Origin of the sequence: Pseudonocardia autotrophica, from assembly GCF_003945385.1 — a bacterium.
Lineage (GTDB): Bacteria > Actinomycetota > Actinomycetes > Mycobacteriales > Pseudonocardiaceae > Pseudonocardia > Pseudonocardia autotrophica.
The window spans coordinates 6,739,654-6,755,224 of the sequence record NZ_AP018920.1; the positions used below are offsets into that span (position 1 = coordinate 6,739,654).

A 15,571-nucleotide genomic window follows, 5' to 3' on the forward strand; every position below is an offset into this window, starting at 1 on the left:
CGGTCAGGACCGCCCGGCGGGAGCCTCGACGAGCAGCGCCTCCGACTCGGGCACCCACCGGTCGGCCCACCGGCTCAGCGCCGCGACCGCCCCCTCCAGGTCGCGCCCCTTGTCGGTCAGTCCGTACTCGATCCGCACCGGAGTCTCCGGGTGCACGGTGCGGCTGACCACGCCCTCGGCCTCCAGCTCGCGCAGCCGACCGGCCAGCATCTTGTCGGTCAGCTGCGGGATCGCCTCCCGGATCTGACCGAAACGCGTGGAGCCGAGCAGCAGCTCGCGCAGGATCGCGCCGTTCCACCGGCGGCCGATGAGCTCGACGGCGTGGTGGTACTGCGGGCAGAAGCCCTCGCCGAGGTCGTACCGGTGCGCCATGGGAACCACGATACCAGCGGTAGGCAAATACCTTTTGGTAAGTGACTTTCTCTCTGATAGCTTCTGCCGGGTCCGACACGCACCGTCCGAGGGGACCCGCCATGAGCGCCCAGATCGCCGTCTTCTACTACAGCTCGACCGGCAACGTGTTCCACCTGGCCAGGGCCGCGGCCGACGGAGCGGCCGAGGCAGGTGCCACCGTCCGGCTGCGCCGGGTCGCCGAGCTCGCACCGGATTCGGTGATCGATCGTGTGCCGGGCTGGCGTGCCCATCTCGACGAGACCGCGCACGTACCGGAGGCCTCGCTCGACGACCTCGCCTGGGCCGACGGGTTCCTCTTCGGCACCCCGACCCGTTTCGGCGCCGCGGCCTCCCAGCTCCGCCAGTTCATCGACAGCACCAGCGGGCTGTGGTCGGCGGGCCTGCTGGCGGACAAGCCGGTCAGCGCCTTCACCTGTGCCGGGAGCCCGCACGGCGGCCAGGAGGGGACACTGCTGGCGCTCTACCAGTCGCTCATGCACTGGGGCTCGTTCATCGTCCCGGTCGGCTACACCGATCCCGCGATCGACGCCGCCGGCGGCAACCCGTACGGCGTCAGCGCCCTGGACGACGGCTCCGGCACCCCGACCGACGAGGTGCTCGCCGCCGCCCGCTATCAGGGCAGGCGCCTCGCCGAGGTCACGGCCACGTTCGCCCGTGGGCGCTCGCTCGCGGTCGCCCCGTGACCACCCGGGCGGGCCGGACGGTGCCGGCCGCCCCCGGCACGAGGACGGACTGGAGTGTCATCGCCATCCTGGTCTCGGCCGGGCTGGTGGTCGCCTTCCAGGTCGGCAAGCTCGCCGCTGCCCTGCCCACGGTGGCCGCCGAGCTCGGCATGGGCGCCGCGCTGTCCGGCGCCGTGCTCGGCAGCTTCAACCTGGTCGCGGCACTCACCGGAGCACTGGTCGGCGTGGTCACCGGGCGGTTCGGCCCGGAGCGCGCGGTGCCGGCCGGGCTCGTCGTCGTCGCGCTGGGGAGCGCGGCCGGCGCCGCAGCGACCGGACCCTGGATGCTGCTGATCAGCACCGTCGTGGAGGGCACCGGGTTCGTGGTGGTCGCCGTGGCGGCCCCCTCGCTCGTCGCCAGGGCCGCCACCGAGCGCGATTCCGGCGTCGCACTCGGGTTGTGGGGCACCTACATGCCCGGCGGGCAGGCGGCGATGATCCTGGTCGCACCGTTCCTGGTGGCCGCCGCGGGCTGGCGCGGACTCTGGCTGGTCAACGCCGTCATCCTGGTCGCCGTCGCGGCGCTCGCCGTCCGGATGCTCGGCACCGGCCGGAGCGGCGCGAGCCGGACCGGCACAGGCAGGACCAGCACAGGCAGGCCGGCCGGTGCCGCGTTCCGCGACATCGCCACGGCCGTGCGGGCACCGGGGCCGCGACTGCTCGCGCTCGCCTTCGCCGGGTACTCCCTGCAGTTCGTGGCGGTCGCCGGGTTCCTCCCGACGGTGTACGCCGAGCAGGGCCTGACCCCGGCCACCGCCGGTCTGCTGACCGCGGCCGTCGTGCTGATGAACGCGCTGGGGAATCTCGGTGCCGGCATCCTGCTGCGGCGCGGGATCCCGCGGTGGCTGCTGATCGCGGTGGCCGCCGCGGTGATGGGCGTGGCAGCGATCGGGGTGTACGCACCGGCGCTGAGCTTCGCGGCCGGCTACGCCTGCGCGCTGGTGTTCTCCGGGGTCGGCGGGCTGTTGCCGGCAGCGGTACTCGCCGGGGTGCCGGTGCTCGCCCCGCATTCCGGCCTGGTCCCGGTGACGAACGGGCTGGTGGTGCAGGGCATCGGGATCGGGATGGTCGCCGGTCCGGTCGCGGTCGGCGCGCTGGCGCAGGCGGTCGGTGGCTGGCACGCCACCCCGCTCGTCGTGACGACGACGGCGGCACTCGTCGTCGTCGTGGCGTTCCGGCTGCGCCGGCTGGAGGCCGCCGGGGCCGTGCGTACCTGAGCGGGGCGTGCCGCCGTCAGCTGCCGATGCGGCGGCGGCGCGCCACCTCGGCCAGCACCACACCGGTGGCGACCGAGGCGTTCAGCGACTCGACGGCGGCGGCCAGCGGGATCGAGACCGTGACGTCGCAGGTCTCCCGGACCAGCCGGGACAGGCCCTTGCCCTCCGATCCGGTCACCAGCACCAGCGGCCCGGTGGCGAGATCGAACTCGTCGAGGGAGACGTCGCCGTCGGCGGCCAGGCCGGCGACCATCAGTCCGGCCGAGGCGTACTCGCGCAGCGTCCGGGTGAGGTTCGTGGCCCGCGCCACCGGCAGTCGCGCGGCGGTACCGGCCGACGTCCGCCAGGCCACCGCCGTCATCCCGGCGGCGCGGCGCTGCGGGACGATCACGCCGTGCCCGCCGAACGCGCTCACCGACCGGACGACCGCGCCGAGGTTCCGCGGATCGGTGACGCCGTCCAGGGCGACCGCGAGTGCCGGCCGGCCGGAGTCGGCGGCCCGCTCGAGCAGCTCGTCGGGGTGGGCGTAGGAGTACGGCGGGACCTGCAGCGCCATCCCCTGGTGCAGCGCCCCACCGGCGATCCGGTCGAGATCGTTGCGCGGAACCTCCAGGATCGAGATCCCGGCGCCCGCCGCCAGCGCGATCGCCTCGGCGACCCGGTCGTCGGCCGGCATGCCGGTGGCGATGTGCAGCGCGGTCGCCGGGACGCCCGCACGCAGGCACTCGACGACCGGGTTGCGGCCGAGCACCGTCTCCGGGGTCTCGCCGTCACCACGACGGCCGGCCACCGGCCGGCGGCGCTGCTGCTGCTCCTGCTGGGCCGACCGGCGGGCGGCGGCCTTCTGCTTCGGGTGCCCGGGGCGCATGTCACCGGGCGGGGTCGGCCCCTTGCCGCGCAGCGCGCGGCGGGACTGGCCGCCGGAGCCGACGACCATCCCCTTCTTGGTGCCGTCCTTGCGGATCGCTCCGCGGCGTTTGGAATTGCCAGCCATCGTTATCGGGCGTCCTAAGCGTCTTTGAGAGTCCAGGTGGAGCCGCCGGCACCGTCCTCGACGGCGATCCCGGCGGCCAGCAGCTCGTCGCGGAGCCGGTCCGCGGTGGCGAAGTCGCGCTCCGCGCGCGCCGCCTGGCGGCGCTCCAGCATCGACTCCACCAGTGTGCCCAGCGCCTCCCGGGCGCTGTCACCCGACTCCTCGGCGACACCGCCTGCGGCCAGCGGATCCAGGCCCATCACGCCGGTGGTGGCACGCACGCAGGACGCCGCCCGCGACGCCGTCCCCGCATCGCCCGCGTCGAGCGCGGAGTTGCCCTCCCGCACCAGCTTGTGGATCACCGACAGCGCACCGGGGGTGCCCAGGTCGTCGTCCAGCGCGGCGGCGAACTCGGCCGGGACGCCCGCGGACGGCTCGGGCAGCCCGTGCCGCTCCCGGACCCGGTTCACGAACGACTCGATCCGCCGGTAGGCGGCGACCGCCTCGTCCAGTGCGGCGTCGGAGTACTCGATGGCCGAGCGGTAGTGCGGGCCGACCAGGTAGTAGCGCAGCTCCGCCGGGCGCACGCGCTGCAGCAGCGACTCGATCTGCAGCGTGTTGCCAAGCGACTTCGACATTTTCTCGCCGCCCATGGTCACCCACGCGTTGTGCAGCCAGAACCGGGCGAACGGGTCACCGGCCGCGTGCGACTGGGCGCGCTCGTTCTCGTGGTGCGGGAACACCAGGTCCAGGCCGCCGCCGTGGATGTCGAACTCCGGGCCCAGGTACGCGGTCGCCATCGCCGAGCACTCCAGGTGCCAGCCGGGACGGCCGTGCCCCCACGGGGTCGGCCAGCTCGGCTCACCCGGCTTCGCCGCCTTCCAGAGCGTGAAGTCCAGCGAGTCGCGCTTGTTCCCGCTGAGCCCCTCCCCCTGGTGGACGTCGTCGACCTTCTGGCCGGAGAGCGTGCCGTACTCGGGCAGGGTGCGGACGGCGAAGTAGACGTCACCGGCCGCGGCGTAGGCGTGCCCGCGGTCGATCAGCCGCTGGATCAGGTCGGTCATCTGCGTGATGTGCCCGGTCGCGCGCGGCTCGATCGAGGCGGGCAGGCAGCCCAGCGCGTCGTAGGCGGCGGTGAAGGCCCGCTCGTGGGTGGCGGCCCACTCCCACCACGGACGGCCCGCCGCCTCGGACTTGCGGAGGATCTTGTCGTCGATGTCGGTGACGTTGCGGACGAGCGTCACGTCGTACCCGGCGTGGCTCAGCCAGCGCCGCAGCACGTCGTAGTTGAGGCTCGACCGGACGTGACCGATGTGCGGCAGGCCCTGCACGGTGGCGCCACAGACGTACATCGACACGGCTCCGGCCCGCAGCGGCGTGAAGTCACGCTGCTCCCTGGTCGCTGAGTCGAGAAGTCTGAGGCTCACATCACCAGGGTACGGCTCTCCGATTCGTCCACTACACCGGCGGTGCCCGAGCGGCAAGGTGTCCGCCATGACCGTTGAGCAGCTCCATCCCAGACTCGTGGTGTCCGACGCCGACGCGGCCATCTCGTTCTACGCCGCGGCATTCGGCGCGGAACTCCTCGAGCGCTACACCGACGGATCCGGCCGGGTGGTGCACGCCCTGCTCCGGGCCGGTCCGGCCGTGTGGGCCGTCAAGGACGCCGACGACGTCGATCAGGCGCCCACCGGCGCCGGCGCGGTGATCCTCGCGCTGTACGTCGACGACCCGGACGCGGTCGCGGCGGCGATGGTGACCGGCGGCGGCCGGGTGGTCTTCGAGGTCGCCGATCATTCGTACGGCGATCGGGCCGGCCGGATCGCCGATCCGTACGGGCACGTCTGGATGGTCGCGGCGCGCAACGAGGAGCTCGATCCCGAGCAGATCCAGCAGCGGACCGCGACCGCCTATCCCTGAGCGGCCGGCCCCGGAGCGGCGAGGAGCAGGGCGGTGGCCACCGCTGCCCGGCCCTCGCCGCGCCCGGTGAGGCCGAGACCGTCGGTGGTCGTACCGGAGACCGACACCGGGCCGCCGACGATGCCGGTGAGCACCCGCTCGGCCTCGGCGCGCCGGCGGCCGATCTTCGGGTCGTTCCCGATCACCTGGACCGCGGCGTTCCCGACCGTCCAGCCGTCGTGTTCGAGCAGCCTGCGGACCTCGGCCAGCAGCGCGGCGCCGGAGGCACCGGACCACTCCGGGCGGCCGGTCCCGAACACCGCCCCGAGATCGCCGAGACCGGCGGCGGAGAGCAGCGCGTCGCAGAGCGCGTGCGCGGCGACGTCACCGTCGGAGTGCCCGGCGCAGCCGTCCACACCGGCCCACAGCAGGCCGGCGACCCAGCAGTCGCGGCCCGGTTCGACGGGGTGCACGTCGGTTCCGATCCCGACCCTCATCCGATGCTCCGTGCTCCTCCGGCCGGGTGTGCCGATGCGTCCTCGAGCAGCAGCCCGGCCAATCGCAGGTCCCAGCCGGTCGTCACCTTGAACGCGAGCGGATCGCCCGCGACGGTCGCGACCGGTTCGCCGAGTGCCTCGACCAGGCCGGCGTCGTCGGTCGCCGGATCGGGACCGCGCGCGTAGGCGAGACGAAGCTCACGGGCCCGGAAGCCCTGCGGGGTCTGCACCGCACGCAGCGCGGAACGATCCACTGTGGACACCACGGTCCCGGAGTCGTCCACCGTCTTGACGGTGTCGGTCACCGGCAGCACCGGGATCACCGCCGGTGCACCGGCCCGCACGGCATCGACCACCCGCCGGACGACACCGGCGGGAGTCAGCGGACGTGCGGCGTCGTGCACCAGCACGACCTCGGCGTCCGGTCCGATCGCGGCCAGACCGGCCGCGACCGACGCGGTGCGGTCGGCGCCACCGGGCACGACCGTCACCGGCCGGTCCGGGAGCAACCCGACCGCATCACGTAGCTGCTCGACCGGCACGACGACCACGACGTGGCCGACGACGCCGGACGACAGCAGTCCGTCGACGGCGCGCACCAGCATGGGCACGCCGCCGATCTCGACGAACGCCTTCGGCACCCCGGCGCCGAGCCGGACCCCCGACCCCGCCGCAGGCAGCACGGCGACGACGGGCGATCCACTCACGCCGCGACGCTCAGGCGTTCGCGGTGGCGAGCACCTCGTCGAGCAGGATCTCGGCCCGCTCCTCGTCGGTGCCCTCGGCCAGCGCGAGCTCGCTGACCAGGATCTGACGCGCCTTGGCGAGCATGCGCTTCTCGCCTGCGGACAGTCCCCGATCCTTCTCGCGACGCCACAGGTCACGCACGACCTCTGCGACCTTGTTCACGTCGCCCGAGGTGAGCTTCTCCCAGTTCGCCTTGTAGCGCCGGGACCAGTTCGTGGGCTCCTCGGTGTGCGGCGCACGCAACACCTCGAAGACCCGATCCAGACCCTCCTGACCCACGACGTCCCGCACACCGACGACTTCGACGTTGTCGGCGGGAATGCGAACCGTCAGGTCTCCCTGCTGAACCTTCAGGACGAGATACTGCACCTCCTCGCCCTTGATCGTCCTCATCTCGATCGCCTCGATGAGCGCGGCACCGTGGTGCGGGTAGACGACGGTCTCTCCGACCTTGAAAACCATGTGTCCTCTGGCCCCTTTCGCTGAGTCCAGATTAACACGCCGCACGGACGGACCGGTGGGCGGCTTTCACCGTCATCGCAGGTCAGGGGGTTGACAACACCGGGTAAACGTGTTCCCGGAGGTGTGACGGGGCGCCCGACCGGACCCGGCCCGAGCCCGTCACCTGCGCTCCACCGGACCGTCACGCACCCGACGGCACCGACCGGCGGACGCCCGACCGCACACCGGCCCGGGGCACCCGACTAGGATCCCGGGCGGATCGGGCGGCTCCTCCGCGCCGGTCCACACTTGTCGTACGCGTGCCGGGAGCAGCTCCCGGCCGGCAGGAAGGACACGCCGACCGTGAGCCGCAACCGCCGCCCCGTCCGCACCCTGGCCGGGGTCGCCGGAGCCGTCGCACTGACCGGCCTGCTGCTGAGCGGCTGCGGGGCAGGACAGCTCTCGCAGACCGCGCAGCAGGTCGCCGCGACCAACGGCGTCAACGCCTCGGTCGGCTCGGTCGACCTGCGGGACGTGCAGATCGCCTATCCCGAGTCGCCCGCCAGCGAGGCCGCGCTCTACGCCCGCGGCACCTCGGCGCCGCTGCGCGCCACGCTGGTGAACTCGGGCAGCGTCGCCGACCGGCTGGTGTCGGTCAGCTCCCCGGCCGCCGCGAACGTCCTGATCGACGGCGATCCCGTGCTCCCGCAGGACGTCGCACTCGTCTCGGCGGCCAACTTCCCGCTGACACCGACCACCAGCCGCCCGCTGGACATCACCCTCGAGGGGCTGACCCAGCCGATCGGCTCGGCCGACAACATCGAGATCACGTTCGTCTTCGAGCGCGCGGGATCGGTCACCGCCGATGTCCCCGCCGCCATCCCGACCGAGGACCTCCCGGTCGGGGGCACCCCGGAGCGGGACGACTTCTCCGCCGAGGCCGAGGCCGCTCCGGCCCCGCCGGAGCTCCCGGCCGAGGAGGAGCAGGACACCTCGGTGACCGACGGCGAGGGCGTCGAGTCCGCCCCGGGCAACGAGGGCAGCGGCGCCGGCGGCGCCGCCGGCAACTGACCACCCGGACCCGGGCGTCCCGCTCGGGTGGCTACCGCTGCACCGAGTGCGATCACCGCACCGCGCAGTGGGTCGGGCGCTGCCCCGGCTGCCAGGCGTGGGGCAGCCTCGAACAGATCGAGGCGCCGCGCGGCAACGGCCGGACCGTCGTCGCGGGCGCCCCGAGCACGCCGGCCCGCCGGATCGCCGATGTCGAGCTCGACGCGGCACGGGCCCGCCCGACCGGCGTCGACGAGCTGGACCGGGTACTCGGCGGCGGACTGGTACCCGGTGCGGTCGTGCTGCTCGCCGGTGAGCCCGGCGTCGGGAAGTCGACCCTGCTGCTGGAGGTCGCGGCGCGCGTCGCGGCCAGGGACCGGGTGCTCTACGTCTCCGGTGAGGAGTCCGCCGGGCAGGTCCGGCTGCGGGCCGAGCGGACCGGTGGACTGCACGACGAGCTCTATCTCGCCGCCGAGTCCGACCTGGAGTCGGTGCTCGGGCACGTCGACGCGCTGAAGCCGTCGCTACTGGTGATCGACTCGATCCAGACCATGTCCACCGCGGGGGTCGACGGCACCCCCGGCGGGGTCACCCAGACCCGCGCGGTGACCATCGGGCTGACCGCGCTCGCGAAGGAGCGCGGCCTGGCCGTCCTGCTGGTCGGGCACGTGACCAAGGACGGCGGTATCGCGGGCCCGCGGGTGCTCGAGCACGTCGTCGACGTGGTGCTGCAGTTCGAGGGCGACAAGCACTCCGCGCTGCGCATGGTCCGCGGGGTGAAGAACCGGTTCGGCCCGGCCGACGAGGTCGGCTGTTTCGAGCTGCGCGACTCGGGCATCGTCGGGCTGCCCGACCCGTCCGGGCTCTTCCTCGGCCGGTTCGGCCACGGCGGGGACGGCGTGCAGCCGGGTACCGCGGTGACCGTGGTGATGGACGGCAGGCGGCCGCTGCTGGCCGAGGTGCAGGCGCTGGTCGCTGGGGCGAACATCCCCAGCCCGCGGCGGGCGGTGACCGGACTGGACCCCTCCCGGGTGCCGATGCTGCTCGCCGTCGTCGAACGCCGGGGCGGGCTGAAGCTGCACGACGCCGAGGTCTACACCGCAACCGTCGGCGGCATGAAGATCACCGAGCCGGCCGCGGACCTGGCGGTCGCGCTCGCCGTCGTCTCCGCCAAGCGCGACATCGCACTGCCGGCCGATCTCGTCGTGCTCGGCGAGCTCGGGCTGGCCGGCGAGCTGCGCCGGGTGCACGGCATCGGGCGACGGCTCGCGGAGGCGGCCCGGCTCGGTTTCACCAGAGCGATCGTCCCGCCGGACTCCGAGGTCGGCTCGACCGGCATGCGGATCACCGAGGCGGCGTCGCTGAAGCAGATCATGGACCGGCTGCGCTGAGCCCGGTCAGCCCATCAGCAGCGGGGCCGGCGGGCTGACGACCGCACCGAGCCGGGCGAGAACGCGATAGCCGCCGGGCTCGACCCGGGCCCGCTGCGCCGCACAGCCGGGCTCCGAGCGCAGTCCGCTCCAGGTCACCGCGAACGCGACCGGCTCACCCGGCACCAGGGTGCGCAGGTCGTCGGTGGCCGGGTTCGAGCAGTCGTTCGACGACCAGAGCTTGTCCGCGCCGTTGCCGCTCCACACGGCGATCTCCTGCTCGGCCCCGTCCAGGTCGCGCACGCAGGCCTCGCCGGAGATGTTGGTGACGACCAGCCGCAGCTCCGGACTCGCGTCGGCCGGATAGCTCGGTTGCCCGGTCTCGGCCCGCACCTCGATCATCCCGTCGGCGCAGGGCACCGGCCCGGTCGCGGGCGACGACGTGGCGTCGGGCACCAGCACCGACGGGCGCGGGGTGTCGTCGGGCCGGACCGTCTCGTCCACCGGGCCCGCGTTCGGGGCCGCGGGCCCGGTGGACTCCCTCTCGTCCGCCGACCCGGGACTCGCTCCGGGATCGGCGGTGGCGGGGAGCGGCGGCTGCGGTGCGCCCGGGGCTGGGGACTCCGGGGCCGGGGATGCCGGAGCCGCCGCTCCGTTGTCGGAGGTCGACACCGCTGCGACGCCGGTCGGTGTGGTGTTCTCACCGGCTGCTCCGGGGACGAGCAGCCAGGTGGTCAGCCACAGCATCGCGAACAGCGCGAGCAGCGCGGCACCGACCGCGACTGCGCGCCGACGCCAGTAGACCGACGCCGGCAGGGGGCCCACCGGGTCCAACATGTCACTGACGGTAGATCGATGATTACTCGATGTCGTCGCCGCCGCGCCGGGGCGGGCCAGGTAGGCCGGGTTGTACCCCTGTGAGGGAACGGGGGACGCCCCACCGGCTGACCGACCCCACCCCGGCTCACCGCTCGTGCCCGCGACCGCCGCCGCCGAGCCCGGATCGGGCACCCGACGGTTCCCCCGGACGCGGTTGTGCTGCCCGATCCGTGATCACGTTCGGACACCGGCGACACTGGTGGGGTGCTGGCCGAGCGGATCCACCCGTGGTTCTCCGAGCATGCCCGGGACCTTCCGTGGCGGCGTCCGGAGACGACGCCGTGGGGGGTGCTGGTCAGCGAGTTCATGCTCCAGCAGACACCGGTGGCCCGGGTCGAGCCGATCTGGGCGGAGTGGATGCGGCGCTGGCCGGCACCGTCCGCGCTGGCCGCGGCGCCGCGGGCGGACGTGCTGCGGGCCTGGGGCAAGCTCGGCTACCCGCGCCGGGCGATCCGGCTGCACGACGCCGCGGCCGCCATTGCCCGGGAGCACGGCGACGCCGTCCCGTCGGACGTGGACGCGCTCGAGGCGCTGCCCGGCGTCGGCTCCTACACCGCGCGGGCGGTCGCCGCGTTCGGCTTCGGACTGCGTGCCCCGGTGGTCGACACGAACGTCCGGCGGGTGGTGGCCCGCGCCGTGCACGGGCAGGGCGATGCGGGCCCGGCCCGGACCAGAGCCGATCTCGCCGACGTCGACGCGCTCCTGCCGCCGGACGACGCGACGGCGGCGGTCGTCTCGGCCGGCCTGATGGAGCTCGGCGCGGTGATCTGCACCGCGCGGGCGCCGCGCTGCACCGGCTGCCCGGTCGCCGCGGACTGCGCCTGGGTCGCCGCGGGCCGGCCGGCCTACGACGGCCCCCGCAAGCCGGTGCAGGGCTTCGCCGGGACCGACCGGCAGGTGCGCGGGAAGCTGATGGACGTGCTGCGCAGCGCCCCGGGGCCGGTCGGCCGGTCCGCACTGGACGCCGTCTGGCCGGACGCCGGCCAGCGCGACCGCTGCCTGCACTCGCTGCTGGTCGACGGCCTCGCCGAGCAGACCGACGACGGCCGCTTCGCACTGCCCGCCTGATGCCCGCGATCGTCCGGTTCCGGCTCGATCCCGCCGCGGTGCGCGAGCTCGGGGCGCTGCGGGCGCGGCTGAGCACCGCCGGGCTGCCCGCCGCGGCCGGTGTCCCGGACGTCACCGTCGCCGCCGCGGGGACGATCCCGAGACCGGCCAGGGACGCGCTCGTGGCCGAGCTGCGACTGGTCGCGCTGCCCGCGCTCTGGCTGGCCACCCTCGGCTCCCGGACCGGGGACGACGACGCGCTGGTGCTCGCGGCCGTCACCGATCCGGAGGTGCTCGCCGTGCACACCGCGGTGCACGACGCGCTCGCCGGGCGGGTCCGCGGGGCGCACGCCGCGCACCTGCCCGGCTCGTGGCTCCCGCACGTCGTGCTCGCGACCGGACGCCCCGCGGAGGCCTTCACGCTGCTGCACCCGGCACCCCCGGTGCGGGCCGGGATCGTCGCCGTGGAGCTGCACGACTCGCGGACCGGGGAGACCACCGTGCTGGCTCCCTGACGCCGGGCCGGCCGCGCTCAGCCGGCCGCGGTCCGGTCGAGCAGCGCGCTCACCGCGGCGGCCCAGCCCGCCGGATCGGCGTCGTGCACGAGATGACCGGTCCCGGGCAGCCGCAGGTGCCGGGCACCGGGGACCCGGGCGGCGAGCAGCGCGAGCTGCCCCGGCGGGGCGACCGACTCCCCCGCCTCGACGACCAGCAGTGGCGTGCGGACCTCCGACATCTCGTCGAGCAGGCCCCGGCGCAGCCAGTGCTCCGCGATCGCACAGGCGTCGCCGACATCGCAGGCGAGCCACCAGCCGTCGTCCCGCCGGACGCTGCAGTGCCCCATGTGTGCACCCACCTCGGGCCGCGGGTGGCCGAACACCGCCTCCAGCGCCGCCCGGGACGGGTGCGGCCCGGCGACCGCGGTGAACCAGGCACGCATGTCGTCGAGCAGACCGGGCGGGCTGCCGGTCAGGTCCGGCGGCGGGTCCTCGACGGCGACCGCGGTGACCAGATCCGGGCGCCGGACGGCGGCCAGCAGCGCGGAGAGCCCGCCCATCGAGTGGCCGACCAGCGCAGCCGGGCCGGTGCGTTCGAGCAGCTCGACGACGTCGCGGGCCAGCCGGTCCGGGGACCAGGCCGCCGGGTCCGCACCCTCGGGGCGCCCGGAGCGACCGTGCCCGCGGGCGTCCGGCGCCAGCACCCGGCCGTGCCGGGCCAGCGCGGCGGCGCGCGGCTCCCAGCTCGCCGCGCAGCTCATCAGGCCGTGCAGCAGGACGACCGGGCGCCCGGCGCCACCGAGCCCGGCGACCGCCAGATCCACCCCGTCGGAACTGCGCAGGACCCACCGCACCGCGTCACCCTAATACTGCAACGGCGTTTTGTCAGGCTGGTGGGCGTTGGCCGCGGCGGCGGTAGTGGCAGGTCCGGGCCTGGTGCTGGCGTCGTCGGCGCCAGGTGGACCAGGCGAGTGTGCTGGCCAGGCAGGCGGCTGGGGTGAGGATGAGGGTGGCGAGCAGACGCCGTATCTCGTTGCCGCTCAGCGGGATCAGCCCGGTCCGCTCGGCTGGAGATCCCCCTTTTCGGCCTCCTGTGCGCGGGTGACGGACAGGTAGGCGGCGGCGAGCATGGCCAGTGTGATGTGGGCGTACCAGGCTCGGTAGGAGCGGACTTGGTAGTGGTCGAGGCCTGCTTCGTTCTTGGAGGTCTGGAAGCATTCCTCGATCGCCCAGCGTGCGCCGGCGACGCGGACCAGCTCGCGCAGCGGCGTGGCCGCGGGGGCGGCGCAGCGGTAGAACGCCAGCTCCCGGGTGGTCTTGCCCTGCCCGGGTTCGGTCTGGCGGCGCACGAGCAGCCAGTGCCCCCACCCGTGGGGCAGGCCGGCCGGGTCGAGGGCGACGGTGGTCCAGTCATAGATCCGCTCTCCGTGCGCACCCGCGCCGACCTGGCGCCGTTCCCACCCGCTGCGGCCGGTGTCGGGGTCGCGGGCGCCGGCGATCGTGGCGAGGACCTTGGCCTGGCGGCGATGCCCGTCCGGGCTGGTCAGGACGTCGTCGTTGCGAGTGGCCAGCACGAACGGAATCTCCCGGTCGGCCAGCCAGGTGCGGAAGGTCGGATTCTGTCCGTAGATCTCGTCGGCGGTCACCCACGAGCGGGGTGTGAGGGCCCCGCAGGCGTGGGCGCGGGCGAGCATCGCCAGCCCGAGCTGGGGCTTCGTGGCGAACCCGACCTCATCGGGCACGTCAGCTCTGGCGCAGCGGTCCCGGTCCTCGGTCCACGAGGTCGGCAGGTAGAGCTCGCGGTCGATCAACGCCCGCCCCTTCGAGCTGGCATAGGCCAGGAACACCCCGAGCTGACAGTTGTCGACCTTGCCGCTGGTACCGGTGTACTGGCGTTGCACTCCCGCCGAACGCAGGCCCTTCTTGATGAACCCGGTCTCGTCGACCACGAACACCTCACTTGCGGGGTCGCCGAGGGCGTCGAGGACGTAGTCGCGCACGTCGTCGCGGACCCCGTCGACGTCCCAGTCAGCGATGCGCAGCATCCGCTGCGTCCCGTCCGGCGAGACCGCCCCCGCATGCTCGGCCAGAGTCCACCCGTTCTTGCGCTCCAACCCGGCCAGCAGGCCGCGCACATACGCCCCGGCCCGCGCGCGGGGCTCACGACGGAAGAACCGCGGCCCGATCGACGCGATGACCTGGTCCAACGCCGCTACCCATCCAGCAAGATCCACCACCCGGCGATCATCACCGCCGAACCCGGATCAGCCTCTCACGACACGTCGAAACGCCGTTGCAGTACTAAGCTGCTGCGGTGGCCGGAGAGGACGATGTGCGGCGGCTGGCGCTCGAGCTGGACGACGCAGTGGAGATCCCGAGCGAGGGGTTCGACTTCCGGGTTCGCGGCAAGGGGTTCGTGTGGTCCTACCCGGAGCGGGTGCCGGGCAGCCGCCGGGTGATCCGGACCGACGTCGCGGTGCTCTACGTCGGCGACGAGGCGGAGAAGCAGGCGCTGCTGCGCGGCGAGCCCGAGCTGTTCTTCACCGCCCGGGGCTACGAGCCGTTCCCGCTGGTGATGGTGCGGCTGGAGCTGGTCGGGACGGACCGGCTGGCCGAACTCGTCGGTGACGCCTGGCGGATGCGCGTCGACGAGGCGGGTCCCGGCTAACGTGGGCCCATGGCCGTAGTGAAGATCAATGCGATCGAGGTTCCGGAGAACGCCGGGCCCGAGCTGGAGAAGCGGTTCGCGAACCGCCTGCACGCCGTCGACGGGCAGCCGGGTTTCATCTCGTTCCAGCTGCTGCGCCCGGTCGCCGGTGACGACCGGTACTTCGTGGTGACGCACTGGGAGACCGAGGAGGCCTTCCAGGCGTGGCGGGACGGGCCGGCCGCCGAGGCGCACGCCGGTGCGCGCTCGCCGAAGCCGGTCGCGAAGGGCGCGTCGCTGCTGGAGTTCGAGGTGGTCGATCTCGAGCAGATCGCGGCGGGGTCCTGATCGATCCCGGGCTGCGCTCGGCCGCGGCGCTGATCGGCGGCGCCGATGCGCTGCTGATCACCGCCGGGGCCGGGATGGGTGTCGACTCGGGCCTGCCCGACTTCCGGGGCGACGAGGGCTTCTGGCGGGCCTACCCGCCGTACGCCCGGCTCGGCCTGCGGTTCGCCGAGCTCGCCGATCCGGAGCATTTCGCCGACGATCCGGCGCTGGCCTGGGGTTTCTACGGGCACCGCCTGGCGCTGTACCGGCGGACCGTCCCGCACCCGGGGTTCGCCGTGCTGCGGCGCTGGGCCGAGCGCCTCCCGACCACCGTGTTCACCTCCAACGTCGACGGTCAGTTCCAGCGCGCCGGGTTCCCGGCGGGCGACGTCGCCGAGGTGCACGGCTCGATCCACCACCTGCAGTGCCTGCGGCTGTGCGGATACCGGGTGTGGCCCGCCGACGACGTGCACGTGGCGATCGATCCGGACAGCATGCGTGCGATCGGCGAGCTGCCTGCCTGTCCCGGCTGCGGCGGGCTCGCCCGCCCGGCGATCCTGATGTTCGGCGACGCGGGCTGGGACGACACGCAGGCCGCGCCCGCGCTGCAGCAGCACGTGGACTGGCTGGCCGCGCACCGGGGTGGGCTCGCCGTCGTCGAGCTGGGGGCGGGGACGGCGCTGCCGACGGTGCGCCGCCGCTCGGAGCTGGCGTCGGCGGCGACCGGGGCGCTGGTCCGGATCAACGTCCGGGAACCGGAGGTGCGGCACGGGCGCGGCGTCGGGATCGCGGCGGGGGCCGCAGCGACCCTCGCCGCGATCGACGAACTCCTGAACGCCTGATC

General features: G+C 74.1%; 19 protein-coding genes. 10 read left to right on the forward strand and 9 right to left on the reverse strand.

Features of this window, described 5'->3' with window-relative positions; genetic code table 11:
- Positions 1-3: 3 nt before the first annotated feature.
- Positions 4-372 (reverse strand): winged helix-turn-helix transcriptional regulator, encoded by a 369-nt coding sequence (locus Pdca_RS31345; RefSeq protein WP_085910383.1) that lies wholly within the window; start codon positions 370-372, stop codon positions 4-6.
- Between the two features lie 101 nt (positions 373-473).
- On the opposite strand from Pdca_RS31345, the gene wrbA reads away from it, so the two are divergent.
- Both wrbA and Pdca_RS31355 read left to right on the forward strand, forming a co-directional pair.
- On the forward strand, positions 474-1,097 hold the full coding sequence (gene wrbA / locus Pdca_RS31350) for an NAD(P)H:quinone oxidoreductase (protein ID WP_085910382.1): 624 nt from the start codon (positions 474-476) through the stop codon (positions 1,095-1,097).
- On the forward strand, positions 1,094-2,353 hold the full coding sequence (locus Pdca_RS31355) for an MFS transporter (RefSeq protein WP_085910381.1): 1,260 nt from the start codon (positions 1,094-1,096) through the stop codon (positions 2,351-2,353). Before wrbA ends, Pdca_RS31355 begins: the two co-directional genes overlap by 4 nt.
- Before the next feature lie 16 nt (positions 2,354-2,369).
- Here Pdca_RS31355 and rlmB read toward each other — a convergent pair whose 3' ends face one another.
- Both rlmB and cysS read right to left on the reverse strand, forming a co-directional pair.
- Positions 2,370-3,347, reverse strand: a complete 978-nt coding sequence (gene rlmB / locus Pdca_RS31360; protein ID WP_085910380.1) for a 23S rRNA (guanosine(2251)-2'-O)-methyltransferase RlmB — start codon at positions 3,345-3,347, stop codon at positions 2,370-2,372.
- 14 nt (positions 3,348-3,361) lie between these two features.
- A complete protein-coding gene (gene cysS / locus Pdca_RS31365; protein ID WP_085910379.1) occupies positions 3,362-4,753 on the reverse strand; it encodes a cysteine--tRNA ligase in 1,392 nt (463 codons plus the stop codon).
- Positions 4,754-4,820: 67 nt separating this feature from the next.
- Between cysS and Pdca_RS31370 the strand changes: the two genes are divergently transcribed.
- Positions 4,821-5,246, forward strand: a complete 426-nt coding sequence (locus tag Pdca_RS31370) for a VOC family protein (RefSeq protein ID WP_166665873.1) — start codon at positions 4,821-4,823, stop codon at positions 5,244-5,246.
- On the opposite strand, the gene ispF is transcribed toward Pdca_RS31370, so the two are convergent.
- Genes ispF through Pdca_RS31385 form a run of 3 tightly spaced genes read right to left on the reverse strand, consistent with a single transcriptional unit; the run spans position 5,237 to position 6,931 of the window.
- Positions 5,237-5,722, reverse strand: a complete 486-nt coding sequence (ispF, locus tag Pdca_RS31375) for a 2-C-methyl-D-erythritol 2,4-cyclodiphosphate synthase (protein ID WP_085910378.1) — start codon at positions 5,720-5,722, stop codon at positions 5,237-5,239. The two genes, Pdca_RS31370 and ispF, sit on opposite strands and share 10 nt — an antisense overlap.
- The gene (gene ispD, locus Pdca_RS31380) at positions 5,719-6,429 is read right to left on the reverse strand and encodes a 2-C-methyl-D-erythritol 4-phosphate cytidylyltransferase (protein ID WP_085910377.1); all 711 of its coding nucleotides are present in this window, start codon (positions 6,427-6,429) and stop codon (positions 5,719-5,721) included. The genes ispF and ispD overlap by 4 nt, the downstream gene beginning before the upstream one ends.
- 10 nt (positions 6,430-6,439) lie before the next feature.
- Positions 6,440-6,931 (reverse strand): CarD family transcriptional regulator, encoded by a 492-nt coding sequence (locus tag Pdca_RS31385; RefSeq protein ID WP_085910376.1) that lies wholly within the window; start codon positions 6,929-6,931, stop codon positions 6,440-6,442.
- 342 nt (positions 6,932-7,273) lie between these two features.
- Here Pdca_RS31385 and Pdca_RS35875 point away from each other — a divergent pair, with 342 nt between their 5' ends.
- Together Pdca_RS35875 and radA are read left to right on the forward strand one after the other, a co-directional pair.
- Positions 7,274-7,981: a copper chaperone PCu(A)C domain-containing protein gene (locus Pdca_RS35875; RefSeq protein ID WP_158092019.1), complete on the forward strand. Its 708-nt coding sequence runs from the start codon at positions 7,274-7,276 to the stop codon at positions 7,979-7,981.
- Complete coding sequence (radA, locus tag Pdca_RS31390; RefSeq protein WP_085910681.1) at positions 7,978-9,351, forward strand: DNA repair protein RadA; 1,374 nt, start codon at positions 7,978-7,980, stop codon at positions 9,349-9,351. Before Pdca_RS35875 ends, radA begins: the two co-directional genes overlap by 4 nt.
- A 6-nt stretch (positions 9,352-9,357) precedes the next feature.
- Here radA and Pdca_RS31395 read toward each other — a convergent pair whose 3' ends face one another.
- Positions 9,358-10,167, reverse strand: a complete 810-nt coding sequence (locus Pdca_RS31395) for a hypothetical protein (RefSeq protein WP_085910375.1) — start codon at positions 10,165-10,167, stop codon at positions 9,358-9,360.
- A 246-nt stretch (positions 10,168-10,413) separates the two neighbouring features.
- Here Pdca_RS31395 and Pdca_RS31400 point away from each other — a divergent pair, with 246 nt between their 5' ends.
- Entirely contained in the window at positions 10,414-11,277 is an 864-nt protein-coding gene (locus tag Pdca_RS31400; protein ID WP_085910374.1) for an HhH-GPD family protein, read from the forward strand.
- Positions 11,277-11,771: a hypothetical protein gene (locus Pdca_RS31405; protein ID WP_085910373.1), complete on the forward strand. Its 495-nt coding sequence runs from the start codon at positions 11,277-11,279 to the stop codon at positions 11,769-11,771. Before Pdca_RS31400 ends, Pdca_RS31405 begins: the two co-directional genes overlap by 1 nt.
- A gap of 17 nt (positions 11,772-11,788) precedes the next feature.
- Here the strand turns inward: Pdca_RS31405 and Pdca_RS31410 are convergent, their stop codons facing one another.
- Positions 11,789-12,607 carry an alpha/beta fold hydrolase gene (locus tag Pdca_RS31410; protein ID WP_085910372.1) on the reverse strand — a complete coding sequence of 273 codons (819 nt, stop codon included), beginning with the start codon at positions 12,605-12,607 and terminating at the stop codon, positions 11,789-11,791.
- 195 nt (positions 12,608-12,802) lie between these two features.
- Positions 12,803-13,990, reverse strand: coding sequence for an IS701 family transposase (locus tag Pdca_RS31415; protein WP_408635018.1), 1,188 nt, complete (start codon positions 13,988-13,990; stop codon positions 12,803-12,805).
- Positions 13,991-14,067: 77 nt separating this feature from the next.
- On the opposite strand from Pdca_RS31415, the gene Pdca_RS31420 reads away from it, so the two are divergent.
- From Pdca_RS31420 to Pdca_RS31430, 3 genes are all read left to right on the forward strand, one after another.
- Complete coding sequence (locus Pdca_RS31420) at positions 14,068-14,421, forward strand: MmcQ/YjbR family DNA-binding protein (RefSeq protein ID WP_085913265.1); 354 nt, start codon at positions 14,068-14,070, stop codon at positions 14,419-14,421.
- 9 nt (positions 14,422-14,430) lie between these two features.
- Positions 14,431-14,748, forward strand: coding sequence for an antibiotic biosynthesis monooxygenase family protein (locus Pdca_RS31425; protein ID WP_166665874.1), 318 nt, complete (start codon positions 14,431-14,433; stop codon positions 14,746-14,748).
- Positions 14,749-14,822: 74 nt separating this feature from the next.
- The gene (locus Pdca_RS31430) at positions 14,823-15,569 is read left to right on the forward strand and encodes an SIR2 family NAD-dependent protein deacylase (RefSeq protein ID WP_174824377.1); all 747 of its coding nucleotides are present in this window, start codon (positions 14,823-14,825) and stop codon (positions 15,567-15,569) included.
- Positions 15,570-15,571: the final 2 nt, after the last annotated feature.

Bases quoted from the DNA above. Each gene is read 5' to 3' on its own strand.
- Pdca_RS31345 (WP_085910383.1), bottom strand. From the start codon at position 372: ATGGCGCACCGGTACGACCTCGGCGAGGGCTTCTGCCCGCAGTACCAC.
- wrbA (WP_085910382.1), top strand. From the start codon at position 474: ATGAGCGCCCAGATCGCCGTCTTCTACTACAGCTCGACCGGCAACGTG.
- ispF (WP_085910378.1), bottom strand. From the start codon at position 5,722: ATGAGGGTCGGGATCGGAACCGACGTGCACCCCGTCGAACCGGGCCGC.
- Pdca_RS31405 (WP_085910373.1), top strand. From the start codon at position 11,277: ATGCCCGCGATCGTCCGGTTCCGGCTCGATCCCGCCGCGGTGCGCGAG.
- Pdca_RS31385 (WP_085910376.1), bottom strand. From the start codon at position 6,931: ATGGTTTTCAAGGTCGGAGAGACCGTCGTCTACCCGCACCACGGTGCC.
- Pdca_RS31425 (WP_166665874.1), top strand. From the start codon at position 14,431: ATGGCCGTAGTGAAGATCAATGCGATCGAGGTTCCGGAGAACGCCGGG.
- rlmB (WP_085910380.1), bottom strand. From the start codon at position 3,347: ATGGCTGGCAATTCCAAACGCCGCGGAGCGATCCGCAAGGACGGCACC.
- Pdca_RS31370 (WP_166665873.1), top strand. From the start codon at position 4,821: ATGACCGTTGAGCAGCTCCATCCCAGACTCGTGGTGTCCGACGCCGAC.
- Pdca_RS31395 (WP_085910375.1), bottom strand. From the start codon at position 10,167: ATGTTGGACCCGGTGGGCCCCCTGCCGGCGTCGGTCTACTGGCGTCGG.
- Pdca_RS31430 (WP_174824377.1), top strand. From the start codon at position 14,823: ATGGGTGTCGACTCGGGCCTGCCCGACTTCCGGGGCGACGAGGGCTTC.